We start from the raw sequence: 26182 nt of genomic DNA on the forward strand, positions 1-26182 counted from the left end.
TGTTGGCGGTGCTACACGCGCCGCCCTTGCCAGCGGTCCAGGCCGATCAGCGCCAATGCAACCAGCACGAACCCCGCCAGAATCCCTCCTGCATTGACCAACACCCGGGGATAACCCAGCGTGGCCACATCAATGAACGGATAGGCGTATGCGCCTAGTGAATGCCCGCGCAACAACGCGTAAGCGAAGTACAGCAAGGGATAGCCCAGCCACAATGGCAGGTGCCGGACACGCAAGGTGCCCTTGGGCACGCAGCACCACCAATAAACCAGAAACAGCATCGGCATCACGTCATGCAGCAGCTCATCGGCAATAAACTGCCAGCCTTCGGGGTGCCATAGATGTCGCAGCAACAGATTGTAGGCGAGGCCGACCACGACAATGCTCACGGCGATTGCGCTGCTCACCCAGGGTTGTAAAAACCAACGGCGCGCGGCCGATTCGCGACGGGTCACGGCACAAGTCAGTACCACCGCCACCAACGTGTTGGTCACTACCGTGAAATAGCTGAAGAAACTCACCAGGCCGCCCAGCAGACTGGCGCCGATACTCCAGCGCGCGAAAAAAATCAGATACAGCTGAATACTCAGTCCGGCCCATCCAAGCAAGGCCGCCAGCGTAATCAAGCGTCGCTGCATACCCTCCTCGGGCGGCATGTCAAACCGGACGCTTGGTGCGCATCAGTTTCACGTACAGGCGCTCGACTTTCTCCCGCGCCCATGGGGTCTTGCGCAGGAACGTCAGGCTCGACTTGATGCTCGGATCGCTCTTGAAGCAACGGATATCGATGCGCTCTGCCAACCCCGACCATTGGTAATGGGTCACCAGCGCATTGAGGATCTGTTCCAGGGTCACGCCGTGCAGCGGATCGGGGGTTTGTTCGTTCATGCCAGGCCTTTGGGCGAAGTGAAAATGCAGAAGGCGCGCACCTTAGCCGAGGGCTTCGCCGGGGGGAAGCGATCTGTGTGCTCTGGATTAAATGTAGGTGAAACCCAAAAGATCGTCCGAACGCGGCCTGGACCTTCGGCAGCTCCTCAGGGGAAGCTGCATACTGTTACCAAATCCGAAAGGATGCATGTCAGTAAAAGCCCTTTCTCTATTTGTAACAGAACATTATCCTTACGCCCGCCCTGGCTGAAACGCTTCCGCCATCCGCTTTGCGTCTGCTGTTCACGTTCATTCCCCAGAAAAAGATCAAGAATTTCTTCCCTATGCCTGATTTACAATTCTCGAAAGACAGCGCTGTCTTTACGCCTGTTGCTCGTCTAAAAGCCCTGAGCCTGTTCGCAGGGCTTAGCGCTTTCAGCCTCGTCACTTGCACCCAGGCGGCGCCGGCCTTCGATAGCGACTCCCCGTGGATGCTCGGTGACTGGAACGGCAATCGCAGTGATCTGTCGGCGAAGGGCTACGATTTCAAAATCGACTACACCGGCGAAATGGGCAGCAATCTGCATGGCGGCTACGACCACGATCGCACCGCTCGCTACAGCGATCAGTTCGGTTTCGGCACTCACCTGGACCTGCAGAAAATCCTCGGCTGGAACGACGCCGAGTTTCAGCTCACCATCACCGAACGCAGCGGCAACAACATCAGCAACGACCGGATCAACGATCCACGCGTCGGCGGTTTCACCTCGGCCCAGGAAGTCTGGGGCCGCGGGCAAACCTGGCGCCTGACGCAGATGTGGTACCAGCAGAAATTCTTCGACCAGGAACTCGACATCAAGGTCGGCCGCTTCGGTGAAGGCGAAGATTTCAACAGTTTTCCTTGCGACTTCCAGAACCTGGCGTTCTGCGGCTCCCAGGTCGGCAACTGGGTGGGCGACATCTGGTACAACTGGCCAGTCAGCCAGTGGGCGATGCGGGTCAAGTATCACCTGACACCCGAGTTGTACGCGCAGGTCGGTGCGTATGAGCAAAACCCCTCGAACCTCGATCGCGACAACGGTTTCAAGCTCAGCGGCAGCGGCACGCAAGGGGCAATCCTGCCGGTGGAACTGGTGTGGACGCCAAAACTCAACGGTCTGCCGGGTGAATACCGGGCTGGCTATTACTACAGCAACGCCGACGCCACCGATGTCTACAAGGACAGCAACGGCCAGCCTGCCGCCCTGAGTGGCGAGGCCTACCGCAGCGCATCGAGCAAGCACGGCGTGTGGCTCGGTATTCAGCAGCAAGTCACCAGCATTGCCAGCGACCATTCCCGCGGCCTGAGCCTGTTCGCCAACGGCACGATGCACGACAAGAAAACCAACGCCATCGACAATTACGTCCAGGCCGGCATCGTCTACAAAGGCCTGTTCGATGCCCGCGCGAGGGATGACATCGGCTTTGCCATGGCCCGCGTGCACGTCAACCCGGCGTATCGCAAGAATGCCGAGGCGAGCAATCAGGCCAAGGCTGTCTTTGACTACGACAACCCGGCCTTCCTGCCGCCGCAGGACACCGAATACAGCGCCGAGCTCTATTACGGCGTGCACGTCACGAACTGGCTGACCGTGCGCCCGAACCTGCAATACATCCGCCACCCCGGTGGCGTGAACGAAGTCGATGACGCGCTGATTGGCGGCATCAAGATCCAGTCGTCCTTCTAACCAACACCACAAAACCCCTGTGGGAGCGAGCTTACTCGCGATGAGGCCGTCACAGCCAACATTGATGTTGCGTGAACTACCGCTATCGCGAGCAAGCTCGCTCCCACAAGGGATTGCGTGAACCCGATAGATATACCTGAACCCTGCCCACGCGGGATCGTCATCTACAGTGAACCTGCGCGGGACCACTTGAAACGTCACGGAGAACCACACTATGAGCACTGAGGGTGCTTTGAGTCGAAGCCGTCTATTGCCGACCCTGCTCGGCATACTGCTTCTGCTAATGGGCCTGGCCATGCTGGCCGGCGGGATCAAGCTGAGCATGCTCGGCGGCTCGCTGTACTACTTGCTGGCCGGTATCGGCCTGGCGCTGACCGGCATCCTGCTGATCGCCGCGCGCCGTGCCGCGTTGGGCCTGTACGCACTGGTGCTGTTCGCCAGCACCGTTTGGGCACTGTGGGAAGTCGGCCTCGACTGGTGGCAGCTGGTGCCGCGTCTGGCGATGCTGTTCGCGCTGGGCCTGGTCATGTTGCTGCCGTGGTTCCGCCGTCCGTTGTTACGCACAGGCGCGACGCCGATGGGCACTGGCGCACTGAGCGTGGCCGTGGTGATCGCGGGCGCAACGGCCCTGGCCAGCCAGTTCACCAACCCGGGTGAAATCAAGGGTCAACTGGACCGCGACAGCGTGCCGGGCATGACCAACACCGCACCGGCCATGCCCGACGGTGACTGGAACTCCTACGGCCGCAGCGCCCATGGTGACCGTTACTCGCCGCTGGCGCAGATCACCCCGCAGAACGTCAACAAACTGGTACCGGCCTGGACCTACCGCACCGGTGACCTGCCAGGGCCGAACGACCCAGGCGAAACCACCGCCGAAAACACCCCGCTGAAAGTCAACGGCATGCTCTACGTGTGCACGCCGCACAGCCAGGTGATCGCGCTGGACCCGGACACCGGCAAGGAAATCTGGCGTTTCGATCCGAAGCTGTCGACGCAGAATGCGGCGAACTTCAAGGGTTGGGCGCACATGACCTGCCGTGGCGTGACCTATCACGATGACGCCGTCTATGCCTCCGAACAGAGCCCGACCGGTTCGGCCAGCCCGGCCCCGGCAAGCGCTTGCCCGCGCAAGATCTTCCTGCCCACCGCCGACACGCGCCTGATCGCGCTGAACGCCGACACCGGCAAGATGTGCGAAGACTTCGGCGACAAGGGCCAGGTCGACCTGCGCGCCAACATCGGCGGCTTCACAGCCGGCGGCTACTACTCCACCTCGCCACCCGCGGTCACCAAGGACCTGGTGGTGATTGGCGGCCATGTCACCGACAACGTCTCCACCGACGAGCCAAGCGGCGTGATCCGCGCGTTCGACGTGCACACCGGCAAACTGGTGTGGAACTGGGACAGCGGCAACCCGGACGATACGACGCCGATTGCCGAGGGCAAGACCTACACCCGCAACTCGCCGAACATGTGGTCCATGTTCGCGGTCGATGAAAAACTCGGCATGCTGTACCTGCCGATGGGCAACCAGACCCCGGACCAGTTCGGCGGCGCGCGTACCCCCGAGTCGGAACTGCACGCGGCCGGCCTGACCGCTCTGGACATCGCTACCGGCAAAGTGCGCTGGCACTTCCAGTTCACTCACCATGACCTGTGGGACATGGACGTTGGCGGCCAACCAACCCTGATCGACCTGAAAACCGCCGGCGGCGTGAAACAGGCCGTCCTGGCGTCGACCAAGCAAGGTAGCATCTACGTGCTCGACCGCAGCACCGGCCAGGCCATCGTGCCGATCAACGAAGTGCCGGTGCCGCAAGGCGCGGTGGAAGGCGACCACACCTCGCCGACGCAACCGAAATCCGACCTGAACCTGATGCCGCCGCCGCTGCAAGAGCGCGATATGTGGGGCGTCACGCCGTTCGACCAGCTGATCTGCCGGATCGACTTCAAATCCATGCGCTACGACGGCCCGTTCACCCCGCCATCGCTGCAGGGTTCGATCGTTTATCCAGGCAACTTCGGTGTGTTCGACTGGGGCGGTATCGCGGTTGATCCGGTGCGTCAGATCGCGTTCGTGAACCCGAGCTACATGGCGTTCAAATCGAAAATGATCCCGGCCGCCGAAATCGCCGCCCAGGGCCCGCGCAAAAGCGAAACCGAAGGCGTGCAGCCAAACAAGGGCGCGCCGTACGGCGTGGTGCTCGAAGCCTTGCTGTCGCCAATGGGCCTGCCGTGCCAGGCACCAGCGTGGGGATACGTGGCCGCAATCGACCTGACCACCCATGAAACAATCTGGATGCACAAGAACGGTACCGTGCGCGACAGCTCGCCGGTTCCGATCCCGCTGAGCATGGGCGTCCCGAGCCTGGGCGGCACCTTCACCACCGCCGGTGGCGTCGGTTTCCTCAGCGGCACCCTCGACCAGTACCTGCGTGCCTACGACGTGAAAAACGGCAAGCAACTGTGGGAAGGTCGCCTGCCGGCAGGCGCGCAAACCACGCCGATGACCTACACCGGCAAGGATGGCAAGCAATACGTGCTGGTCGTGGCTGGTGGTCACGGTTCGCTGGGCACCAAACAGGGTGACTATGTGATTGCCTACAAACTGTCGGAATAAGCGGCAACTGTAGTTAAAGCCAAGGCGACTCTCGCAAGGGGGTCGCCTTTTTTGTGGGCGAACGACCCATCCGGCACCTTGCCTCAACGCCACAGCCGTCTAACATCAAACAAAAGGAAATTTTGTCCCAATCCCCCTCAAGTTGAAGGACTCGACTACCGACACAGTACTGATCGGGCAATTGCCCCAGACACAGCAAATCGGCCAAGCTGCAGGCAAAATTCCGCAGGATGGATTGTCCCTTTGACTGCCATCACGGGATTGCCAATACTCATGGCAACTTGATGCTACCCGCACGGAACAAGGAATTACCCTTTGAAGCTGGAACTCAAGAACAGCTTGTCGGTGAAGTTGCTCCGGGTCGTGCTCCTGTCGGCATTGATCGTCGGCGTAGTCTTGAGCTGCGCGCAGATCGTTTTCGATGCCTATAAAACACGCCAGGCCGTTGCTGGCGATGCCGAACGCATCCTCGACATGTTCCGCGACCCCTCGACCCAGGCCGTCTACAGCCTTGACCGGGAAATGGGCATGCAGGTGATCGAAGGCCTGTTTCAGGATGATGCCGTGCGTCAGGCGTCCATAGGCCATCCCAACGAAGCCATGCTGGCGCAGAAATCTCGTGAGTTGCAGCACTCAAGCAGTCGCTGGCTGACCGACCTGATCCTCGGCAAGGAACGCACCTTCACCACCCAGTTGGTGGGACGTGGCCCTTACAGCGAGTATTACGGCGACCTGAGCATCACCCTCGACACCGCCACCTACGGCAAGGGCTTTATCGTCAGTTCGGTGATCATCTTCATTTCCGGGGTATTGCGTGCCATGGCGATGGGACTGGTGTTGTACCTGGTCTATCACTGGCTGTTGACCAAACCCTTGTCGCGAATCATCGAGCACCTGACCGAAATCAATCCCGACCGCCCCAGCGAGCACAAGATTCCATTGCTCAAGGGCCACGAGAAGAACGAACTGGGGCTCTGGATCAACACCGCCAACCAGTTGCTCGAATCCATCGAGCGCAACACCCACCTGCGCCACGAAGCGGAAAACAGCCTGTTGCGCATGGCCCAGTACGATTTCCTTACCGGCCTGCCGAACCGCCAGCAATTGCAAACGCAGCTGGACAGGATCCTCGTCGATGCCGGCAAGTTGCAACGCCGGGTCGCGGTGCTGTGTGTCGGGCTCGATGACTTCAAGGGCATCAACGAACAGTTCAGCTACCAGACCGGCGACCAGTTGCTGCTGGCCCTGGCCGATCGCCTGCGCGCGCACAGCGGACGCCTTGGCGCCCTCGCCCGCCTGGGTGGCGACCAGTTCGCCCTGGTCCAGGCCGATATCGAACAACCCTACGAAGCCGCCGAGCTGGCCCAAAGCATTCTCGATGACCTGGAAGCGGCGTTTGCCCTGGATCATCAGCAGATCCGCCTGCGCGCCACCATCGGCATTACCCTGTTCCCCGAGGATGGCAACAGTACCGAGAAGCTGCTGCAAAAAGCCGAGCAGACCATGACCCTGGCCAAGACCCGCTCGCGCAACCGCTATCAGTTCTATATCGCCAGCGTCGACACCGAAATGCGTCGCCGTCGCGAGCTGGAAAAAGACCTGCGCGATGCCCTGACCCGCGACCAGTTCTACCTGGTCTACCAGCCGCAGATCAGCTATCGCGATCACCGGGTAGTCGGCGTCGAAGCGTTGATCCGCTGGCAGCATCCCGAACACGGCCTGGTGCCGCCGGACCTGTTCATTCCCCTGGCCGAGAAGAACGGCACCATCATCGCCATCGGTGAATGGGTGCTGGACCAGGCCTGCAAACAGTTGCGCGACTGGCACGACCAGGGCTTCAGCGACCTGCGCATGGCAGTGAATCTTTCCACCGTGCAGTTGCACCACGCCGAGTTGCCACGGGTGGTCAACAACCTGTTGCAGATGTATCGCCTGCCCCCGCGCAGCCTGGAGCTGGAAGTCACCGAAACCGGCCTGATGGAAGACATCAGTACCGCCGCCCAGCATTTGCTCAGCCTGCGCCGCTCCGGTGCGCTGATCGCCATCGACGACTTCGGTACGGGTTATTCGTCACTGAGTTATCTGAAAAGCCTGCCGCTGGACAAGATCAAGATCGACAAGAGTTTCGTACAGGACCTGCTCGATGACGATGACGACGCAACCATCGTTCGCGCCATCATTCAATTGGGCAAGAGCCTGGGCATGCAGGTGATTGCCGAAGGCGTGGAAACCTTGGAGCAGGAGGCCTATATCATCTCCGAAGGCTGCCACGAGGGTCAGGGCTACTTCTACAGCAAACCCTTGCCGGCGCGGGAATTGGGCGCTTATCTGAAGCAGGCCCAGCGCAGCAACGCGGCTATTTTGTAAACGATCAAACGATCGCAGCCTGCGGCAGCTCCTACAGGGATCAATGCGTCCGTAGGAGCTGTGTAGGAGCTGTCGAGTGAAACGAGGCTGCGATCTTTTGTTCAGTCCCCCCCGCGAATAAGAAATATTTCCAACCACAACCCTTTACACATAATGCGAAAGATTTGCATTATGTGGCAGTTTTGCGCGCTGGACGCGTTATACCACCCCCTCTCGAAGCAGGATGTTCGCCATGATTCGTATGCCTCTGGCTACCGCCAGTCTGTTGGCCATCGCAATTTCCCTCGCCGGTTGCGGTGAAGGCAAAGACCAAGGAAAAGCTGCCGCTCCTGCGCCGGCGGCCAGCACTGCCGCAGCCCCGGTCGCTCCAGCCGCTGCACCTGCCGCTGCCAGCAAGGTCGACGAAGCTGCTGCCAAAGCCGTTGTCGCGCATTATGCCGATATGGTTTTCGCTGTTTACAGCGATGCCGAATCTACCGCGAAAAACCTGCAATCCACCGTCGACGCCTTCCTCGCCAAGCCGAACGCCGACACCTTGAAAGCCGCCAAGGCTGCCTGGATCGCCGCCCGCGTTCCTTACCTGCAGAGCGAAGTGTTCCGCTTTGGCAACACCATCATCGACGACTGGGAAGGTCAGGTGAACGCCTGGCCACTGGACGAAGGCCTGATCGACTACGTCGACAAATCCTACGAGCACGCACTGGGTAACCCTGGCGCCACGGCCAACATCATCGCCAATACTGAAATCCAGGTCGGCGAAGACAAGGTCGACGTGAAGGACATCACTCCGGAAAAACTCGCCAGCCTGAACGAGCTGGGCGGTTCCGAGGCCAACGTCGCCACTGGCTACCACGCCATCGAATTCCTGCTCTGGGGCCAAGACCTGAACGGCACCGGCCCTGGCGCCGGCAACCGTCCAGCTACCGACTACCTGGAAGGCAAAGGCGCCACCGGCGGTCACAACGATCGTCGCCGCGCCTACCTGAAATCCGTGACTCAACTGCTGGTCAACGACCTGGAAGAAATGGTCGGTAACTGGAAGCCGAACGTGGCCGACAACTACCGCGCCACCCTGGAAGCGGAACCGGCTGAAAGCGGCCTGCGTAAAATGCTGTTCGGCATGGGCAGCCTGTCCCTGGGCGAACTGGCGGGCGAGCGCATGAAGGTTTCCCTGGAAGCCAACTCCCCGGAAGACGAACACGACTGCTTCAGCGACAACACCCACAACTCGCAGTTCTACGATGCCAAAGGCGTGCGTAACGTGTACCTGGGCGAATACACCCGCGTCGATGGCAGCAAAATGACCGGCGCCAGCCTGTCGTCCCTGGTGGCCAAGGCCGACCCGGCTGCCGACACCGCGCTCAAGGCCGACCTGGCCGCCACCGAAGCCAAGATGCAGATCATCGTTGACCACGCCAACAAGGGTGAGCACTACGACCAGCTGATCGCTGCCGGCAACACCGCCGGCAACCAGATCGTCCGTGACGCCATCGCTTCGCTGGTCAAGCAGACCGGTTCGATCGAAGCCGCCGCTGGCAAACTGGGTATCAGCGACCTGAACCCGGACAACGCTGATCACGAGTTCTGATCAACGCTGGCTGAATGAAAAAGGCGACCTTCGGGTCGCCTTTTTCATGGGGCAGGATGCGGTCCATTGTGGGAGCGAGCCTGCTCGCGAAGAGGCCATTACAGGCAACATCTTCAGTGCGGCCAATACCGCATTCGCGAGCAGGCTCGCTCCCACAGAGGTTTGTAGTGTGTTCATGGCGTGTGCCCACATCAAGCAAACGATAATTCCTCTTATTCAAATTCCCCTGCCCTGTTAGACTTTGCGCCCTTGTTTTGCTCGTCTTGCAGGATGTCTGATGCCCTCGCTGCCTCTTCGCTTGTCCGCACTGTTGCTGGCCCTGGGCCTGAGTGCCTGCGATGACGCCCCGAAGTTCACCCAGGCTGAACCCGGTGAAGCCCGCTCCGGCGGCAGCACGACCGTGCGCAAGACCGATCAGAACGCCTTTTCGCTGCCCTCCGCCAACCTGCCGCCGTCGCGGCGCGTGGACTTCAGCGTCGGCAACAGTTTCTTTCGCAGTCCCTGGGTGATCGCTCCGTCGACCACCACCGCCCGCGACGGCCTCGGCCCACTGTTCAATACCAATGCCTGTCAGGGCTGCCATATCAAGGACGGCCGCGGTCACCCGCCGGCGCCCGATGCGCGCAATGCCGTGTCGATGCTGGTACGCCTGTCGATTCCCGACGCCGCGGCCTACGCCAAAGTCATCGAGCAACAGGGTGTCGTTCCGGAGCCCGTCTATGGTGGGCAGTTCCAGGACATGGCCGTGCCCGGTGCCACGCCGGAAGGCAAGGTGCGGATCGACTACACGCCGGTGTCGATTCGCTTCAAGGACGGCACCGAAGTCGAGCTGCGCAAACCGAGCTTGAACATCACCCAATTGAACTACGGCCCGATGCACCCCGACACGCGATTCTCGGCACGTGTGGCGCCGCCGATGATCGGCCTGGGCTTGCTGGAGGCCATCCCGGAAGAGGCGATCCTGGCCAACGCCCAAGCCCAGGCGAAAGATAACAACGGCATCGCCGGCCGCCCGAACCGGGTCTGGGATGACGTGCAGCAGAAAACCGTGCTCGGGCGATTTGGCTGGAAAGCCGGGCAGCCGAACCTCAATCAACAAAATGTCCACGCGTTTTCCGGTGATATGGGCCTCACGACCCGCCTGAGACCCTTTGACGACTGCAGCGACGCGCAAACGGCCTGCAAGCAGGCGCCGAGTGGCAACGGCCCCGATGGCGAGCCGGAAGTCAGCGACAATATTCTGCGTCTGGTGTTGTTCTACACCCGCAACCTCGCCGTACCGGCGCGCCGCGATGTCGGCGCGCCTGAAGTGCTGGCCGGCAAGAACCTGTTCTACCAGGCCGGCTGCCAATCTTGTCACACACCCAAGTACACCACCGCCGCCAACGCCGCCGAACCTGAACTGGCCAATCAAGTGATTCGCCCATACAGCGATCTGCTGCTGCATGACATGGGCGACGGCCTGGCCGACAACCGCACTGAATTCCAGGCCGGTGGCCGCGACTGGCGTACCCCGCCGTTGTGGGGCATCGGCTTGACGCAGGCGGTCAGTGGCCACACCCAGTTCCTGCATGACGGCCGCGCCCGCAATCTGCTTGAAGCCGTGCTCTGGCATGGCGGCGAGGCAAAATCGGCGCAGCAACAGGTTTTGTCTTTCAATGCCGAGCAGCGCGCTGCGTTGCTGGCGTTTTTGAATTCCCTTTAATACGTATCTTCCCGCGGGAGCCCGACATGTTCCGTCCCAAATTATTGTTCACCAGCCTTGCCGCGCTAGCCCTGGGCGCCTGCTCGCCGCAGGACCCACAAGCCGTCACCTCGGCAGCGATCGCCAAGTCGGTGATTCTGCCGACCTACACCCGCTGGGTTGAAGCTGACCGCCAGTTGGCCGTCAGCGCCCTCGCCTACTGCGAAGGCAAGGAAAACCTCGACACCGCCCGCGCCGATTTCCTGCACGCGCAAAAAGCCTGGGCCCAGCTGCAACCGCTGCTGATTGGTCCACTGGCCGAGGGCAACCGTGCCTGGCAGGTGCAATTCTGGCCCGACAAGAAGAACCTGGTCGGTCGTCAGGTCGAACAACTGGTCACCGCGCAACCGCAAATCGATGCCGCTGCACTGGCCAAATCCAGCGTGGTGGTTCAAGGCCTGTCGGCCTACGAATACATCCTGTTCGACAGCAAGCCTGATGTGGCCAACGCCGAGCAGAAGGCCAAGTACTGCCCGCTGCTGATCGCCATTGGCGAGCGTCAGAAACAGCTGGCCGAAGAGATTCTCAAAAGCTGGAACAACACCGACGGCATGCTCGCGCAGATGAGCAAGTTCCCGAACCAGCGTTACGCCGACTCCCACGAAGCGATCGCCGATCTGCTGCGCGTGCAGGTGACCGCCCTCGATACCTTGAAGAAGAAGCTCGGCACGCCGATGGGCCGCCAGAGCAAAGGCGTGCCGCAGCCGTTCCAGGCCGATGCCTGGCGCAGCCAGTCATCCCTGACCAGTCTCGAAGCCAGCCTCGCCGCCGCCAAAACCGTGTGGGAAGGTGTCGACAACAAAGGCCTTCGAGGCCTGTTGCCGAGCGAGCAGAAGCCATTGGCCGACAAGATCGACGCGGCCTATGCCGCCTCGTTGAAACTGTTCGCCAGCAGCCAGCGCTCGTTGACCGAAATGCTCAACGACGACGCCGGTCGCCAGCAACTCAATGACCTCTACGACAGCCTCAACGTTGTCCACCGCCTGCACGAAGGCGAGCTGGCCAAGGCGCTGGGCATCCAACTGGGCTTCAATGCCAACGACGGTGACTGATGAGGGCGAGTTCCATGCTGCGACGCCAGGCTCTGAAGTTAGGGAGTTTGCTGCTGGGTGCGGTGACACTAAGCGGCTGGACGCTGTTCAGGCACAAGGATAAAAGCCCGCTGCTGCTCTCGGCGCGGGACGATACCGACGGCAAGCACTACGCCGTCGGTTACCGGCTGGACGGCACCCGGGTGTTTGCCACCCAGGTCGGCCAGCGCTGCCACGACATCATCAACCACCCTGCGCTGCCGATCGCGCTGTTCGTTGCCCGGCGTCCGGGCACCGAGAGCTACATGATCGACCTGCGTGACGGCACGCTCCTGCAAACCGTGACGTCGCAGCCGAACCGGCACTTCTACGGTCACGCGGTGATTCACCACAGCGGTGACTGGCTGTACGCCACCGAAAACGACACCACCGATCCGGGTCGCGGCCTGCTCGGCGTGTACAAGTTCGAAGGCGAACGGTTGGTACACAGTGGCGAGATTTCCACCCACGGCATCGGCCCGCATCAAGTGTCGTGGATGCCCGACGGCGAAACCCTGGTGGTGGCTAACGGCGGCATCCGCACTGAAGCCGAAAGCCGGGTCGAGATGAACCTCAATGCCATGGAGCCGAGCCTGGTCCTGATGCAGCGCGACGGCACCCTGCTGAGCAAGGAAACCCTCGGCCAGCAGATGAACAGCGTGCGTCACCTGGGCATTGCCAGTGACGGCACCATCGTCGCCGGCCAGCAATTCATGGGGGCGGCTCATGAACACTCGGAGCTGCTGGCGATCAAGCGTCCTGGCAAGCCGTTCGTGGCGTTCCCGGTACCCGAGCATCAATTGCAGGCCATGGGGCATTACACCGCCAGCGTTGCGGTGCACAGCGACTTGCGCCTGGTCGCGTTGACCGCGCCTCGGGGCAATCGCTTTTTCATCTGGGACCTGGACAGCGGCGAAGTGCGGCTCGACGCGCCACTGCCCGATTGCGCCGGGGTGGGCGCGGTGGCCGACGGATTCGTCGTGACCTCGGGCCAGGGGCGCTGCCGGTACTACGATTGCCGCCTGACGAGTTTGCTCGCCAAACCGCTGGAACTGCCTGCGGGGCTCTGGGACAACCATCTTCACTTGATGGCGTGAGTCAAGCCCAAAAGATCGCAGCCTTCGGCAGCTCCTACAGGTGTACACCCTATCCCTGTAGGAGCTGCCGAAGGCTGCGATCTTTTCCGGATCCAACAAAAATCCCCCATTGGATTCCCCTTCCCACTCGCGGTAATGTGCCCCACTGTCTCACCTGATTTCTCCAAGGAACTGGAAATATGCTGCGTCGCCGCATGCTGATCATGTTGGGTGTAGTTCTGTTGATCGTGCTGGTCCTGGCCGGTTACAAAGCCTTCTCCATCTACACGATGGTTCAAGGCTTCTCCGCGCCCAAACCGCCGATCAGCGTCGCCGTGGCCACGGCCACCGAGCGGCCATGGCAAGCTCGCCTGCCTACCGTAGGCACCCTCAAGGCGCTGCAAGGCGTAGACCTGAGCCTGGAGACCGACGGCACGGTCGTCGATTTGCAGTTCGAGTCCGGGCAGAAAGTCAAAGCCGGTCAACCACTGTTGCGCCTGGACAGCGCCGTGGAAAGCGCCTTGCTCGAAACCGCCCTGGCCGACCTCGGGCTGGCCCAACTCGATTACGGTCGCGGTAGCCAGCTGGTGGGCAGCCAGGCCATCTCCAAAGGCGAGTTCGATCGACTGTCGGCGGTACAGAAAAAGAGCAGGGCCACGGTCAATCAACTCAAGGCTGCGCTCGGCAAAAAAAGCATCGTCGCCCCCTTCAGCGGGACCATCGGCATTCGGCAGGTGGACGTTGGCGACTACCTGGCCAGTGGCACCATGATCGCCACCCTGCAAGACCTCAGCAGCCTCTACGTCGACTTTTTTGTGCCCGAGCAGTCGGTGCCGAAGATTGCACTCGGCCAGCCGGTTGAAATCATCGTCGCGGCCTATCCGACCCAGACCTTCCCCGGCACCATCAGTGCGATCAACCCGAAACTGGAAAACAGCACGCGCAACATGCAGGTCCGCGCGACCCTGGCCAACCCCGATGGCAAGCTGCTGCCAGGCATGTTCGCCAGCCTGCAGGTCATGTTGCCCGACCCTAAGCCGAGCATCGTCGTGCCGGAAAGCGCGATCACCTACACACTCTATGGCAACTCCCTTTATGTAGTCGCAGAGAAAAAGGCCGAAGACGGCAGCCTCGAAAAAGACGACAAGGGCCAACCGATCCTGATCGCTGAACGGCGCTTCATTGAAACCGGTGAACGCCGCGACGGGCAGGTGGTGATCACCAAAGGCGTGCAGAACGGCGTAAAAGTGGTCACGGCCGGCCAGATCAAACTGGACAACGGTGCGCACATCGCCATCAGCGACGACAAGACCCTGGCCGAGAAGAACAGTCCGCCACGCGCGGACTGATCAAGGAACCCCCAATGGCTTTTACCGACCCGTTCATCCGTCGCCCGGTGCTCGCCACCGTGGTCAGCCTGTTGATTGTGCTGCTGGGCTTCCAGGCCTGGAGCAAGTTGCCGCTGCGCCAATACCCGCAAATGGAAAATGCCCTGATCACGGTCACCACGGCGTACCCCGGGGCCAACGCCGAAACCATCCAGGGCTACATCACCCAACCGTTGCAACAGAGCCTGGCCAGCGCCGAGGGTATCGACTACATGACCTCGGTCAGTCGCCAGAATTTCTCGGTGATATCGATCTACGCGCGCATCGGCGCCAACAGCGACCGCTTGTTCACCGAGCTGCTGGCCAAGGCCAACGAGGTCAAGAACCAGCTGCCCCAGGATGCCGAAGACCCGGTGCTGAGCAAGGAAGCCGCCGATGCCTCGGCGCTGATGTACATCAGTTTCTTCAGCAAGGAACTGAGCAACCCGCAGATTACCGACTACCTGTCGCGCGTCATCCAGCCGAAACTGGCGACCCTGCCGGGCATGGCCGAAGCCGAGATTCTCGGTAACCAGGTATTCGCCATGCGCCTGTGGCTGGACCCGGTGAAGCTGGCCGGTTTCGGCCTGAGCGCCAGCGACGTGACCAACGCGGTGCGCCAGTACAACTTCCTTTCCGCCGCTGGCGAAGTGAAAGGCGAGTACGTGGTCACCAGCATCAACGCCAACACCGAGCTCAAATCAGCCGAAGCCTTCGCCTCGATCCCGCTCAAGGTCGACGGTGACAGTCGCGTGCTGCTGCGCGATGTCGCGCGGGTCGAGATGGGGGCGGAGAACTACGACACCATCAGCTCGTTCGGCGGTACGCCCTCGGTGTACATCGGCATCAAGGCCACGCCCGCGGCCAACCCGCTGGACGTGATCAAGGAAGTGCGCAAGATCATGCCGGAGCTGGAGGCCCAGTTGCCGCCCAACCTCGAGGCAGAAATTGCCTACGACGCCACGCTGTTCATCCAGGCCTCGATCAACGAAGTGATCAAGACCCTGTTCGAAGCGGTGCTGATCGTGATCGTGGTGGTGTTCCTGTTCCTCGGTGCGTTGCGCTCGGTGGTGATCCCGGTGGTCACCATTCCGCTGTCGATGATCGGCGTGATGTTCTTCATGCAGATGATGGGTTATTCCTTGAACCTGCTGACCCTGCTGGCGATGGTATTGGCCATCGGCCTGGTGGTGGACGATGCCATCGTGGTGGTGGAAAACATCCACCGCCACATCGAGGAAGGCAAGACACCGCTGGACGCCGCCATCGAGGGCGCCCGGGAGATCGCCATGCCGGTGGTCTCGATGACCATCACCCTGGCGGCGGTGTATGCGCCGATCGGCTTCCTGACGGGTCTTACGGGGGCCTTGTTCAAGGAGTTCGCCCTGACGCTGGCCGGTGCGGTGGTGATCTCCGGCATCGTCGCCCTGACCCTGTCGCCGATGATGTGCGCCCTGCTGCTGCGTCACGATGAAAACCCCACGGGCCTGGCCCATCGCCTGGACATGATTTTCGAAAGCCTCAAGCGCCGTTACCAGACAATGCTCCACGGCACCCTCAACACCCGGCCGGTGGTGCTGGTGTTCGCGGTGATCGTGCTGTGCCTGATTCCTGTGCTGCTCAAGTTCACCAAGTCGGAACTGGCACCGGATGAGGACCAGGGCATCATTTTTATGCTGGCCAACGCTCCGCAACCGACCAACCTCAACTACTTGAACACCTACACCGACGAGTTCATCACGATCTTCAAGGCGTTTCCCGAGTACTACTCGTCGTTCCAGATCAACGGCTTCAACGGTGTGCAATCGGGTATCGGCGGTTTCCTGCTCAAGCCCTGGGACGACCGCAGCCGGACGCAGATGGCGATCCTGCCCGAGGTCCAGGCCAAGCTGGAGAGCATTTCCGGGTTGCAGGTTTTCGGCTTCAACCTGCCTTCCCTGCCGGGCACCGGCGAGGGTCTGCCGTTCCAGTTCGTCATCAACACCGCCAACGATTACGAGTTGCTGCTGCAAGTGGTCGACCGGGTGAAAAAACGCGCGATGGAGTCGGGCAAATTCGCCTTCGTCGACGTCGACCTCGCCTTCGACAAGCCTGAAGTGGTGGTGGATATCGATCGCGCCAAGGCGGCTCAGATGGGTGTGTCGATGCAGGATCTGGGCGGGACACTGGCGACGTTGCTGGGTGAAGCGGAAATCAACCGTTTCACCGTCGAGGGACGCAGCTACAAAGTCATTGCCCAGGTCGAACGGCCCTTCCGGGATAACCCTGACTGGCTGAACAATTACTACGTCAAGAACACCCAGGGCGAACTGCTCGCCCTCTCGACCCTGATTACCGTGACCGACCGGGCGCGCCCGCGGCAACTGAACCAGTTCCAGCAACTCAACTCGGCGATCCTGTCCGGGGTGCCGCTGGTCAGCATGGGTGAAGCCATCGACGCCGTGCGTCAGATCGCCCGGGAAGAAGCGCCGGCAGGCTTTGCCTTCGATTATGCCGGCGCATCGCGGCAATACGTTCAGGAAGGCAGTGCGCTATGGGTGACCTTCGCCCTGGCATTGGCGATCATCTTCCTGGTGCTGGCTGCCCAGTTCGAAAGCTTCCGCGACCCGCTGGTGATCCTGGTGACCGTACCGCTGTCGATCTGCGGCGCATTGCTGCCACTGTTCCTCGGCTGGTCGAGCATGAACATCTATACCCAGGTCGGGCTGGTGACGTTGATCGGCCTGATCAGCAAGCACGGGATCCTGATCGTCGAATTCGCCAACCAGCTGCGCAAGGACAAGGGCCTGACGCCCCGCGAGGCGGTGGAGGAAGCCGCGGCCATTCGTCTGCGTCCGGTGTTGATGACAACGGCGGCAATGGTGTTCGGTATGGTGCCATTGATCATCGCCACGGGGGCGGGGGCGGTGAGCCGGTTTGACATCGGTATGGTGATCGCGACGGGGATGTCGATTGGTACGTTGTTTACCCTGTTCGTGCTGCCGTGCGTTTACACCTTGCTGGCAAAACCCGACAAGCCAAAAGAACAACCATAACCCTGTGGGAGCGAGCCTGCTCGCGAAGGCGGTGTGACATTTACATCAATGCTGACTGACACACCGCATTCGCGAGCAGGCTCGCTCCCACAACGATTCGTGCAAGGCTTGAAATTCGGGCACAAAAAAGGCCTCGCATCAGCGAGGCCTTTTATTTGGGCTTCAATCTGTTCAACTTTGCGGCCTCAGTCCTTGAGAAAGTCCGAACATGAACAGCAACAAATCATGATCGGGTTGAGTTGCGACGGATGCCTTGGCAACCCGTGGCAACGGACAGTGCGCGTCACTGTGTACTGAACTGAGGACTTGCGTGCGGGGCTGCTCCCATGCCGCCACCGCGAGTGAAGCAACTGCCAAGGCTCCTACCAGAAACAAACCTCGCGCAACTTCAAGTTTCATTGCTATAAACCTTTGATAGCGCTGCCAAACGCCGTCTCATAAAAATAGACGAGTTTCTTCCAGTCCGTCGTGCTGAATGACGAGTGGCGGCGCAGCTGCTTCATGTCATGGGCAGCAGCCTGCCGAGCGCTCAATCGCTGCCGGCACTTCTCCAGATCGATCAAGGCAACCTCGACTTTGGCAGCCTCGCCCTCACCGGTGACGCGAACGAATACGTGCTTGATATAGATGCAGCTGTGTTGCCAGCGACCCTTGTGCATCCGCGCCAGATTCTCGGCCAAGTCCTTGAGCACGCGATCGTGCACAGCCTCACCATGGCGCTCGCGTCCGCCACCGGCGTACCAATGTTCGATTTCCTCGAAGCCGTCCAAGGACTTGGTCACCAGCAATGCGCGCCATTTGTGCACCGGATCGCGTTGCGCAGCGCAGAAAACGATTTCCGGAACTCGCACACCGAGCAGGTGCAGGCCGGTGAGTGCATCACGCTCGCGCAACACCGTCGGCCGTCCAAAAGGGTGCAAAAGATCACGATGGATATGGCCGGTCTGGCGTTTTACGTAGAGCAGTTGTCCATCACTGCCCATGAGGCGCTGCACGCCACTCTCACCACCGCGCCGGACGTTAGGCTCTTCCACCCATTCTCCGCGCTGATTCCAGAAATAATCGAATCGGTCCTGGGAACCTGCTGCGTACTGCTCTGCCATCTGTTACCTCTTGCGTAATACATAAACTCGCCACATGGCATAGAGCGGTAAAAAGTCGAGTCGTTCCTGAATTCGGAAACCTGCCTGCTCAAATTCTTTTTCTACCATCGCTGCCGGTAACACAAATCGGTTTTGGTAACCTTCCTGCCCACGGGTTCGCTCGGCGCGCTTGCGTTTCCAGGCTTTGAAGTTGCCGTCGACCCACAGTGAGAGGATGACGCTGTCTCGGCTGACACGCTCGAATTCGCGCAAGATCGCCAGTCGATGCTCGGCTTCACCGATGTGGTGGAGCAAACGCATGCAGAAAATACTGTCGACGGCGTTATCCGGCAAGGCGATGTCGAACGCGGACGTCTGCAAGGGTTGTACCCGTTTCACCACTTCAGCCGGTTGCGACTGTGTAGCGATCTTGATCATGGACTCGGAGTTGTCGGCGCCGATGATCACGCGGTTGGGTTTTTCCGCCAGCATCGGCCAGAAACGCCCCGCGCCACAGGGCAGATCGAGGACCAGGCCCGGCTCGCCGACCAACGCCAGCGCCTTGCGCGCCATTTGTACGTCACGCCAGTGGGACAGGCGGCGGCCCACGCCATCCTTATGTTTTTGCAGGTAACGTTGGGCGTGTTGATCGTCGTACTTGTTGGAAAAATCCAGTTTGATCGGGCCATCCACCATCTTCAATGTCTCCTGAGCTTCTGATACCGACCACCTTAGGTAGCGATGTGTCAGTGTCAGGTCATGTGATTGTGAAAAATTTGTAATGGGAAACCTCGAATCGTTTCGAGATTTTACAAGGCGACGACCTCGATCAACCCTCTTCCGGCCGATCACCTCACATTCGAGGAATTGAACTGAACCTGAAAGCGACAGCCATTGGGATCCATGGTCGTCAGGCTGACGCTCCAGCCCTGGTTTTCACAGATCCGTTGTACTAACGATAGCCCAAGCCCGAGGCCCTCTCCGCGTTTCTCGTTACCGCGCACGAAAGGTTCGAACATCGCTTCGCGTTTTTCTTCGGGAATGCCCACGCCACTGTCCTCGACCATGAACCCCAAAGGCGTCAGGCTCAGTCGGATAAACCCCTGCTCGGTGTAATGCAGCGCGTTACGCAACAGGTTGCCCATGACCGCATGCAGAAGCGTCGCGTTGTAACGAGTATTCTGTGGGTTTCCCCAGTCGACAATCAGCTTGAGGCCTTTGGCCTCGATCGGCCCGCGCCACAGGCTGATCAAGCCATCGGCCACTTCGCCCAGCGTCTGCTGCGCAGACATGCAGGTGTCTTCGCGCTGAGCGCGGGCCAGCATCAGGAAGGTTTGTACCAGCTCGCGCATCTCTTCACTGGCACGGGCAATTCGCTCGACCTGAGCGCGGCCGCGCTGATCGATGCCTGGGTTTTCCAACAGCAACTCGCAGGAACTGGCCAGCACCATCAAGGGTGTACGCAGTTCATGGCTGACGTCACTGGTGAACATGCGCTCGCGGGTCAGCGCCTGACGCAAACGGCCGAGGGTAGCGTCGAAGGCCACGGCCAGCTCGCCCACTTCATCGGCCGCATAATCCGGCGCCAGAGGCGGTGCCAGCCCCAGCAACTGATCGCGATGACGTACCTGGCGCGCCAGCCTTACCACCGGTGCCATCACCTTGCGTGCCAGCACCCAGCCGAGGAACACCGCCAGCGCCAGACTCAGCACGAAACCCACCAGCACCACGGCAAACAGCACCCGCTCGCGTTCTTCGAAGTCACTCTGGTCCTGCAACAGCACATATCGCCGGCCATCGACGATCTCGACCATCGCGTGGTACGACAGCTGCTCGCGAAAGACCTCGTGAAACCCCGAATCCAGGTGCCGCAAATCCTTGGGCAACTCGAAATCGCCCGGCCCGCCGCTGAAATAGAACAACTGGTCCGGTTCCGGGCGATGGCTCCAGTCCGAGACTTTGTCCATCAGCAACAGGCGCTGCAAATCGCCGCCCAGGCCCGCCGAGATCAGTTTTTCTTCCACCAGGTGCACAGTGGCGACGATGCCCATGGCAAAGGCGCCCGCCACCAGTGCGCTCATCAGCGCAAAGGCAATGATGATCCGTTGAGCAAGGCTCTGTCTAAACTCCATCACGCCCCTCGGCCAAGCGGTAACCCACACCGTGCACGGTTTGCAGCAGCGGTTTGGCGAACGGCTTGTCGATCACCTGGCGCAATTGATGGACGTGGCTGCGCAGGCTGTCGCTGTCCGGGCAGTCATCGCCCCACAGGGCCTCTTCGAGAATTTCACGGCGCAGCACATGCGGGCTTTTCTGCATCAGGACCGCCAGCAACTTCAGGCCTACCGGGTTGAGTTTGAGCAATCGGCCTTCGCGGGTGACTTCCAGCGTGTCGAGGTCATAACTCAGGTCGCCGACTTGCAAGGTTCGGCGACCGCCCCCCTGGGTGCGACGCATCACTGCTTCGACCCGCGCCGCCAGTTCAGACAAGGCGAAGGGTTTGATCAGATAATCGTCGGCACCGGACTTGAAGCCCTGCAGCCGGTCGTCCAGTTGATCGCGCGCGGTGAGCATGATCACCGGCGTGTCGCGCCGGGCATCTTCGCGCAGGCGTTTGCACAGGGTGTAACCGTCGATGCCGGGCAGCATGATATCGAGCACGATCAAGTCGTAATGCTCGGTGGCCGCCAGATGCAGGCCCGACAAACCGTCCTGTGCGCAATCCACGGTATAGCCTTTGAGTCCCAGATAATCGGCCAGATTGGCCAGGATATCGCGGTTGTCTTCAACCAATAAAATTCGCATGGGCACCTCCTCCGTACACAGTAACGGCCGTCTTGGCCCGCGCAGCTTAAGGCCAAGTGTGACTCAGGGCCAGGGTTGTGTGCAGTCGTCAGTTTGGCGAAATGGCCGGCTCAGGCCGCAACGTTTTTTTCACTGTCGGTTCACAGGTTGACGACAGGATAGAGCGCAGACTCCATGCGGCTGCGTATCCAAGAACATTTCACTGACCAAGGATTTGCCATGGTTTCGATCTTTGCACGCCCCGCTTCCCGGCCGCTCAACTTCTGGGTGTGCCTGGGAGTTCCCGCCGTTGCAGCAATCATTCTGGTATTGCTCGAACTGACGACCCTGGACATGGACCTGGCCAGGCTGTTCTACGACCCGGTCGCCGGGGAATTCATCGGGCGGCACAGTTATTTCCTGGAAACCGTCCTGCATGACCGCGCCAAGCAAGTGGTCATCGCCTTCTCGGTGCTGGCTATCCTCGGTTTTGTCGGTTCGTTCTTCATGACCTGGCTCAAGCCGTTCAAGCGGGAATTGGGCTGCCTGGTGCTGTCCTTGGGTCTGGCGACTTCCTTCGTTACCCCGATGAAAGCGGTAACGGCGGTGCAATGCCCGTGGAGCCTTGAGCAATTCGGCGGTCACGAGACCTACAGCGAATTGTTAAGCCCGCGTCCGGCCACGGAAAAACCGGGTCGTTGCTGGCCTGGCGGTCACGCCGCGACCGGTTTCACCCTGTTTGCGCTGTTCTTCGTATTGCGTGATCGCCGTCCACGCATGGCTCGGGGGGCGTTTGTTTTCGCCTTCGCCCTGGGCACGGTGTTTTCCATCGGACGGATGCTGCAGGGGGCGCATTTTTTCTCGCACAACGTGTGGACGGCGGTGTTCTGCTGGCTGATTTGCCTGGGGGCGTATTACTGGATTCTTTATCGGCCAGCATTGAAAGCTGAGCGGGTAGTCGAGAGGGAACCTGTAAGCGTCTGAACTGACGCCATCGCGGGCAAGCCTTGCTCCTACAGGAACTGAGTCGGACACAATGCCTGCGTAACACCACATACCTGTAGGAGCAAGGCTTGCCCGCGATGGCCGCGCTGCGGTCTGGCGTCAAAGCCATGCCGAAGGTAATAAAAAACCCCGCCTGCTTACGCGGGCGGGGTTTTTAGTACAGGGGGTAAGGCTGGCTTACATCATGCCGCCCATGCCGCCCATACCGCCCATGTCTGGCATGCCGCCGCCAGCACCGCTGTCTTTCTTCGGTGCATCAGCTACCGCAGCTTCGGTGGTCAGGATCAGACCGCCGATCGACGATGCAGCTTGCAGCGCGGAACGGGTGACCTTGGTCGGATCCAGGATGCCCATTTCGATCATGTCGCCGTATTCGCCAGTCGCAGCGTTGTAACCGAAGTTACCTTTGCCGTTCTTGACTTCGTTGACCACAACGCTTGGCTCGTCACCGCTGTTGGCAGCGATTTGACGCAGCGGTGCTTCAACGGCACGGCGCAGAACAGCGATACCTACGTCCTGATCAGCGTTGTCGCCTTTCAGATCGTTCAGGGTTTGCAGAGCGCGGATCAGCGCAACGCCACCGCCAGGTACCACGCCTTCTTCAACGGCTGCACGGGTAGCGTGCAGGGCGTCTTCAACGCGGGCTTTCTTCTCTTTCATTTCGACTTCGGAGCCAGCGCCAACCTTGATCACTGCAACGCCGCCGGACAGCTTGGCCAGACGCTCTTGCAGTTTTTCACGGTCGTAGTCCGAGGAAGTCTCGGCAACCTGGGCACGGATCTGAGCAATGCGGGACTCGATGTCGCCTGCTACGCCAGCACCGTCAACGATGATGGTGTTTTCCTTGGAGATGGTCACGCGCTTGGCGCTGCCCAGGTTTTCCAGGGTGGCTGCTTCCAGGCTCAGGCCGATCTCTTCGGAGATAACGGTACCGCCGGTCAGAACGGCGATGTCCTGCAGCATGGCCTTGCGACGGTCGCCGAAGCCTGGCGCCTTGACGGCTGCGACTTTAACGATGCCACGCATGTTGTTCACGACCAGAGTCGCCAGGGCTTCGCCTTCAACGTCTTCGGAAACGATCAGCAGTGGACGGCCGGCTTTGGCAACGGCTTCCAGCACTGGCAGCATTTCGCGGATGTTCGAGATCTTTTTGTCGACCAGCAGAACCAGCGGGTTGTCCAGCTCGGCAACCATGGTTTCCGGCTTGTTGACGAAGTACGGGGACAGGTAGCCACGGTCGAACTGCATGCCTTCTACAACCGACAGTTCGTTTTCCAGGCCAGTGCCTTCTTCAACGGTGATCACGCCTTCTTTACCGACTTTTTCCATGGCTTCGGCAATGATGTCGCCGATGGAGTTGTCGGAGTTGGCCGAGATGGTGCCAACCTGAGCGATTGCCTTGGTGTCAGCGCATGGCTTGGACAGGTTTTTCAGCTCTTTGACAATGGCGATGGTCGCCTTGTCGATGCCGCGCTTCAGATCCATCGGGTTCATGCCGGCAGCGACGGCTTTCAGGCCTTCGTTGACGATCGACTGAGCCAGAACGGTAGCAGTGGTGGTGCCGTCGCCTGCGTCATCGTTGGCACGGGAGGCAACGTCTTTGACCAGCTGCGCGCCCATGTTTTCGAAACGGTCTTCCAGTTCGATTTCTTTGGCTACGGAAACGCCGTCCTTGGTGATGGTCGGAGCGCCGAAGCTCTTCTCGATGATCACGTTACGGCCTTTCGGGCCCAGGGTCGCTTTTACCGCGTCAGCCAGGACGTTGACGCCTTTGAGCATTTTCTTGCGGGCGGAATCGCCAAACAGAACTTCTTTAGCAGCCATGATCGATATTCCTTAAATACTTTGTAGTAACGGGAAAATGAGCGGGTAATCAGCCTTCGACAACAGCGAGGATTTCGTTCTCGCTCATTACCAGCAGGTCTTCGCCGTCGACTTTCACTGTGTTGCTGCCGGAGTAAGGACCGAACACAACCTTGTCGCCCACTTTCACGGACAGTGCACGCACTTCACCGTTTTCCAGTACGCGGCCGGTGCCGACAGCGAGGATTTCGCCGCTGTTGGCTTTTTCAGCAGCCGAACCTGGCAGGACGATACCGCCAGCGGTTTTCTTTTCTTCTTCGCTGCGACGGATGACGACGCGGTCATGCAGAGGACGAAGCTTCATTGTCGATCTCTCCTAATTGTGGTTTTCATCGGCCGGTGTAGTCCCGGCGGGTTTAACAAAGTCCGGCGGTGCCGGGTGCGGTTCGTCGAGCGAACCGCGGAAGTCTGTCTGGCGTGATCACCAGAAACCTTGCGGTGACCGTTACATAAGGGCGCATAAGCTTATTACAAGGGCGGGGATCGAAAAATTTTTACGGCGATCTCCCGAAAACGAACACGGCACCCGAAGGTGCCGTGTCGATAGGGGCGTTACTTGGTATCGCGATGTTCGAACTCGCCTTCGATCACGTTCGGCTCGCGGCCCAGTGGCTCGCGTGGCACAGGGCCGCCACGGGACTGGAGGTCATCGGCGAACGCACGCTGGCGGATCGCTTGCTCCTCGGCACGCTGGCGCATTTTATTGGCCAGCAGGCGACGGCTGATCGGTAGCAGCATGATCAGGCCGATCACGTCGCTGATGAACCCCGGAAGGATCAACAGGCCACCGGCCAATGCCAGCATCAGGCCTTCAAGCATGGTCTGGGCCGGCAGCTCGCCACGGTTCAGGCTTTCACGGGCACGCAGCGCTGTGGCCAGCCCGGCGACGCGCAACACAAATACCCCGAACATCGAGCCGAGAATGATCAGCAGCAGGGCCGGGAAAAACCCGATAGCCCCTGCCACCTTGACGAATACGAACAGCTCCAACACCGGGAACAGCAGAAAGAGCAACAAAAAAGGGCGCATCAAATGGTTCCTCAACGCAAGAATGCCTTGCCAGTAATCCTTAGATGACGTCGCCGTTTCGTGAATTCAAGCGTCAGCCACTGCATTTTTCGGCCAATGCTCGGCGTGAGCCAGGAAAACCAAGGCTTCGCGCACTTGTGTCGGCGTATTACAAGGTGCTTGAAACGGCAACCAGTGCAGCCCTTGGCCAATGAGCAGGTGCATGCCTTCGCTGTCGATGCCCACCATTGTCGCTGGCGAGGTTTTCGGCAGGCCGGCCAGCTCGACGTAATGTGCAATGGCCTTGGCGTGATCGGCGTTCATGTGCTCGATCATGCTCACCTCGGCATTGCCGGCAAACGGATTGGCCAGGGTCAGCTCGTTGACCCAGTGGATCGCGCCAAACCCGCCAATGTAGCGATGGCGCACCGGCTTGAGCACCCAGAAATCGAAATCATGGGCCTGGTGATAGCTCTGCGAATCCGGGAAGTAGCGGTAGTAACGTTCGGCAGCCGCCTCGATGGCAGCTTCGTCTTCGATCTGTTGCGCCTCGGCCAGGTAGGTCAGGCGACCAACGGCTTGCACGTCTTCAGCCCCACGCTCGCCGACAAAAAGTGAGCATTTCGCGTCTTTTTGCAGATTATGGGTGTGTTGGGCGATGCGGCTGATCAAAATCAGCGGTCGACCCTCGTCGTCCAGGCAATAAGGCACCACAGAACCAAACGGGAAACCTGGCATAGACTTGGAATGCGTCGAGAGCACTCCACGGTATTCCTTGAGAAGCAATTCTCGGGCATTCTTGGCCGCTTCAACGCTCAATTTATGACTCCTTATAGAGATTCCGTCGAAAAAACGGACGGGCGAACCGGGAAAGTCCCGGTACGCGATGGGGCAGTTCTCATGTGCAGCCAGGCCATATCAGGCGCAGATCGAGAGACTCTCTAAAAGGAAATCACTCAGATCTGCTACCGGGGGC

At 60.2% G+C, this 26182-nt stretch carries 21 protein-coding genes; 10 read left to right on the forward strand and 11 right to left on the reverse strand.

The features are described from left to right. Window positions 1–11 precede the first annotated feature (11 nt). Window positions 12–638 (reverse strand): Pr6Pr family membrane protein, encoded by a 627-nt coding sequence (locus ACA054_RS26730; protein ID WP_497686908.1) that lies wholly within the window; start codon window positions 636–638, stop codon window positions 12–14. A 19-nt stretch (window positions 639–657) separates the two neighbouring features. Continuing rightward, entirely contained in the window at window positions 658–888 is a 231-nt protein-coding gene (locus ACA054_RS26735; RefSeq protein ID WP_497686909.1) for a VF530 family protein, read from the reverse strand. Between the two features lie 323 nt (window positions 889–1211). Here ACA054_RS26735 and ACA054_RS26740 point away from each other — a divergent pair, with 323 nt between their 5' ends. From ACA054_RS26740 to ACA054_RS26780, 9 genes are all read left to right on the forward strand, one after another. Next, complete coding sequence (locus ACA054_RS26740) at window positions 1212–2594, forward strand: carbohydrate porin (RefSeq protein ID WP_497686910.1); 1383 nt, start codon at window positions 1212–1214, stop codon at window positions 2592–2594. A 214-nt stretch (window positions 2595–2808) separates the two neighbouring features. After that, window positions 2809–5217 carry a glucose/quinate/shikimate family membrane-bound PQQ-dependent dehydrogenase gene (locus ACA054_RS26745; protein ID WP_497686911.1) on the forward strand — a complete coding sequence of 803 codons (2409 nt, stop codon included), beginning with the start codon at window positions 2809–2811 and terminating at the stop codon, window positions 5215–5217. A gap of 315 nt (window positions 5218–5532) precedes the next feature. Beyond that, window positions 5533–7584 carry a putative bifunctional diguanylate cyclase/phosphodiesterase gene (locus tag ACA054_RS26750; RefSeq protein ID WP_497686912.1) on the forward strand — a complete coding sequence of 684 codons (2052 nt, stop codon included), beginning with the start codon at window positions 5533–5535 and terminating at the stop codon, window positions 7582–7584. A 232-nt stretch (window positions 7585–7816) separates the two neighbouring features. After that, window positions 7817–9172, forward strand: coding sequence for an imelysin family protein (locus ACA054_RS26755; protein WP_497686913.1), 1356 nt, complete (start codon window positions 7817–7819; stop codon window positions 9170–9172). A 277-nt stretch (window positions 9173–9449) separates the two neighbouring features. After that, on the forward strand, window positions 9450–10877 hold the full coding sequence (locus ACA054_RS26760) for a di-heme oxidoreductase family protein (protein WP_497686914.1): 1428 nt from the start codon (window positions 9450–9452) through the stop codon (window positions 10875–10877). A gap of 26 nt (window positions 10878–10903) precedes the next feature. After that, window positions 10904–11968, forward strand: a complete 1065-nt coding sequence (locus ACA054_RS26765) for an imelysin family protein (protein WP_497686915.1) — start codon at window positions 10904–10906, stop codon at window positions 11966–11968. 14 nt (window positions 11969–11982) lie between these two features. Further along, entirely contained in the window at window positions 11983–13083 is a 1101-nt protein-coding gene (locus ACA054_RS26770; protein WP_497686916.1) for a DUF1513 domain-containing protein, read from the forward strand. A 179-nt stretch (window positions 13084–13262) separates the two neighbouring features. Next, the gene (locus ACA054_RS26775; RefSeq protein WP_497686917.1) at window positions 13263–14411 is read left to right on the forward strand and encodes an efflux RND transporter periplasmic adaptor subunit; all 1149 of its coding nucleotides are present in this window, start codon (window positions 13263–13265) and stop codon (window positions 14409–14411) included. A 14-nt stretch (window positions 14412–14425) separates the two neighbouring features. Then, window positions 14426–17464: a multidrug efflux RND transporter permease subunit gene (locus tag ACA054_RS26780; protein WP_497686918.1), complete on the forward strand. Its 3039-nt coding sequence runs from the start codon at window positions 14426–14428 to the stop codon at window positions 17462–17464. A 171-nt stretch (window positions 17465–17635) separates the two neighbouring features. Here ACA054_RS26780 and ACA054_RS26785 read toward each other — a convergent pair whose 3' ends face one another. From ACA054_RS26785 to colR, 5 genes are all read right to left on the reverse strand, one after another. Next, window positions 17636–17863, reverse strand: coding sequence for a hypothetical protein (locus tag ACA054_RS26785; RefSeq protein WP_081504798.1), 228 nt, complete (start codon window positions 17861–17863; stop codon window positions 17636–17638). A gap of 2 nt (window positions 17864–17865) precedes the next feature. Next, on the reverse strand, window positions 17866–18567 hold the full coding sequence (locus ACA054_RS26790; RefSeq protein WP_497686919.1) for a lipopolysaccharide kinase InaA family protein: 702 nt from the start codon (window positions 18565–18567) through the stop codon (window positions 17866–17868). Window positions 18568–18570: 3 nt separating this feature from the next. Next, a complete protein-coding gene (locus ACA054_RS26795) occupies window positions 18571–19239 on the reverse strand; it encodes a class I SAM-dependent methyltransferase (protein WP_497690378.1) in 669 nt (222 codons plus the stop codon). A gap of 155 nt (window positions 19240–19394) precedes the next feature. Further along, window positions 19395–20678, reverse strand: coding sequence for a sensor histidine kinase (locus tag ACA054_RS26800; RefSeq protein ID WP_497686920.1), 1284 nt, complete (start codon window positions 20676–20678; stop codon window positions 19395–19397). Beyond that, window positions 20668–21351 carry a two-component system response regulator ColR gene (gene colR, locus ACA054_RS26805; protein ID WP_053155177.1) on the reverse strand — a complete coding sequence of 228 codons (684 nt, stop codon included), beginning with the start codon at window positions 21349–21351 and terminating at the stop codon, window positions 20668–20670. The genes ACA054_RS26800 and colR overlap by 11 nt, the downstream gene beginning before the upstream one ends. A 219-nt stretch (window positions 21352–21570) precedes the next feature. Here colR and ACA054_RS26810 point away from each other — a divergent pair, with 219 nt between their 5' ends. Continuing rightward, window positions 21571–22314 carry a phosphatase PAP2 family protein gene (locus ACA054_RS26810; RefSeq protein WP_497686921.1) on the forward strand — a complete coding sequence of 248 codons (744 nt, stop codon included), beginning with the start codon at window positions 21571–21573 and terminating at the stop codon, window positions 22312–22314. A 198-nt stretch (window positions 22315–22512) separates the two neighbouring features. Here ACA054_RS26810 and groL read toward each other — a convergent pair whose 3' ends face one another. The 4 genes from groL to ACA054_RS26830 all read right to left on the reverse strand — a co-directional run bounded on the left by groL (window position 22513) and on the right by ACA054_RS26830 (window position 26025). Further along, window positions 22513–24159 carry a chaperonin GroEL gene (gene groL / locus ACA054_RS26815; protein ID WP_497636471.1) on the reverse strand — a complete coding sequence of 549 codons (1647 nt, stop codon included), beginning with the start codon at window positions 24157–24159 and terminating at the stop codon, window positions 22513–22515. A gap of 49 nt (window positions 24160–24208) precedes the next feature. Beyond that, on the reverse strand, window positions 24209–24502 hold the full coding sequence (locus ACA054_RS26820) for a co-chaperone GroES (RefSeq protein ID WP_020799908.1): 294 nt from the start codon (window positions 24500–24502) through the stop codon (window positions 24209–24211). Window positions 24503–24750: 248 nt separating this feature from the next. After that, entirely contained in the window at window positions 24751–25227 is a 477-nt protein-coding gene (locus tag ACA054_RS26825) for an FxsA family protein (RefSeq protein ID WP_497686922.1), read from the reverse strand. 66 nt (window positions 25228–25293) lie between these two features. After that, the gene (locus ACA054_RS26830) at window positions 25294–26025 is read right to left on the reverse strand and encodes a HugZ family pyridoxamine 5'-phosphate oxidase (protein WP_497686923.1); all 732 of its coding nucleotides are present in this window, start codon (window positions 26023–26025) and stop codon (window positions 25294–25296) included. Window positions 26026–26182 lie beyond the last annotated feature (157 nt).

Source organism: Pseudomonas sp. LBUM1653 (genome assembly GCF_059716115.1).

Coding starts and splice junctions, on each gene's coding strand:
- ACA054_RS26800 (WP_497686920.1), bottom strand. CDS start 20,678: ATGGAGTTTAGACAGAGCCTTGCTCAACGGATCATCATTGCCTTTGCG.
- ACA054_RS26780 (WP_497686918.1), top strand. CDS start 14,426: ATGGCTTTTACCGACCCGTTCATCCGTCGCCCGGTGCTCGCCACCGTG.
- ACA054_RS26825 (WP_497686922.1), bottom strand. CDS start 25,227: ATGCGCCCTTTTTTGTTGCTCTTTCTGCTGTTCCCGGTGTTGGAGCTG.
- ACA054_RS26810 (WP_497686921.1), top strand. CDS start 21,571: ATGGTTTCGATCTTTGCACGCCCCGCTTCCCGGCCGCTCAACTTCTGG.
- ACA054_RS26740 (WP_497686910.1), top strand. CDS start 1,212: ATGCCTGATTTACAATTCTCGAAAGACAGCGCTGTCTTTACGCCTGTT.
- groL (WP_497636471.1), bottom strand. CDS start 24,159: ATGGCTGCTAAAGAAGTTCTGTTTGGCGATTCCGCCCGCAAGAAAATG.
- ACA054_RS26785 (WP_081504798.1), bottom strand. CDS start 17,863: ATGAAACTTGAAGTTGCGCGAGGTTTGTTTCTGGTAGGAGCCTTGGCA.
- ACA054_RS26765 (WP_497686915.1), top strand. CDS start 10,904: ATGTTCCGTCCCAAATTATTGTTCACCAGCCTTGCCGCGCTAGCCCTG.
- ACA054_RS26730 (WP_497686908.1), bottom strand. CDS start 638: ATGCAGCGACGCTTGATTACGCTGGCGGCCTTGCTTGGATGGGCCGGA.
- ACA054_RS26775 (WP_497686917.1), top strand. CDS start 13,263: ATGCTGCGTCGCCGCATGCTGATCATGTTGGGTGTAGTTCTGTTGATC.
- ACA054_RS26735 (WP_497686909.1), bottom strand. CDS start 888: ATGAACGAACAAACCCCCGATCCGCTGCACGGCGTGACCCTGGAACAG.
- ACA054_RS26760 (WP_497686914.1), top strand. CDS start 9,450: ATGCCCTCGCTGCCTCTTCGCTTGTCCGCACTGTTGCTGGCCCTGGGC.
- ACA054_RS26790 (WP_497686919.1), bottom strand. CDS start 18,567: ATGGCAGAGCAGTACGCAGCAGGTTCCCAGGACCGATTCGATTATTTC.
- ACA054_RS26820 (WP_020799908.1), bottom strand. CDS start 24,502: ATGAAGCTTCGTCCTCTGCATGACCGCGTCGTCATCCGTCGCAGCGAA.
- ACA054_RS26770 (WP_497686916.1), top strand. CDS start 11,983: ATGCTGCGACGCCAGGCTCTGAAGTTAGGGAGTTTGCTGCTGGGTGCG.
- ACA054_RS26745 (WP_497686911.1), top strand. CDS start 2,809: ATGAGCACTGAGGGTGCTTTGAGTCGAAGCCGTCTATTGCCGACCCTG.
- colR (WP_053155177.1), bottom strand. CDS start 21,351: ATGCGAATTTTATTGGTTGAAGACAACCGCGATATCCTGGCCAATCTG.
- ACA054_RS26755 (WP_497686913.1), top strand. CDS start 7,817: ATGATTCGTATGCCTCTGGCTACCGCCAGTCTGTTGGCCATCGCAATT.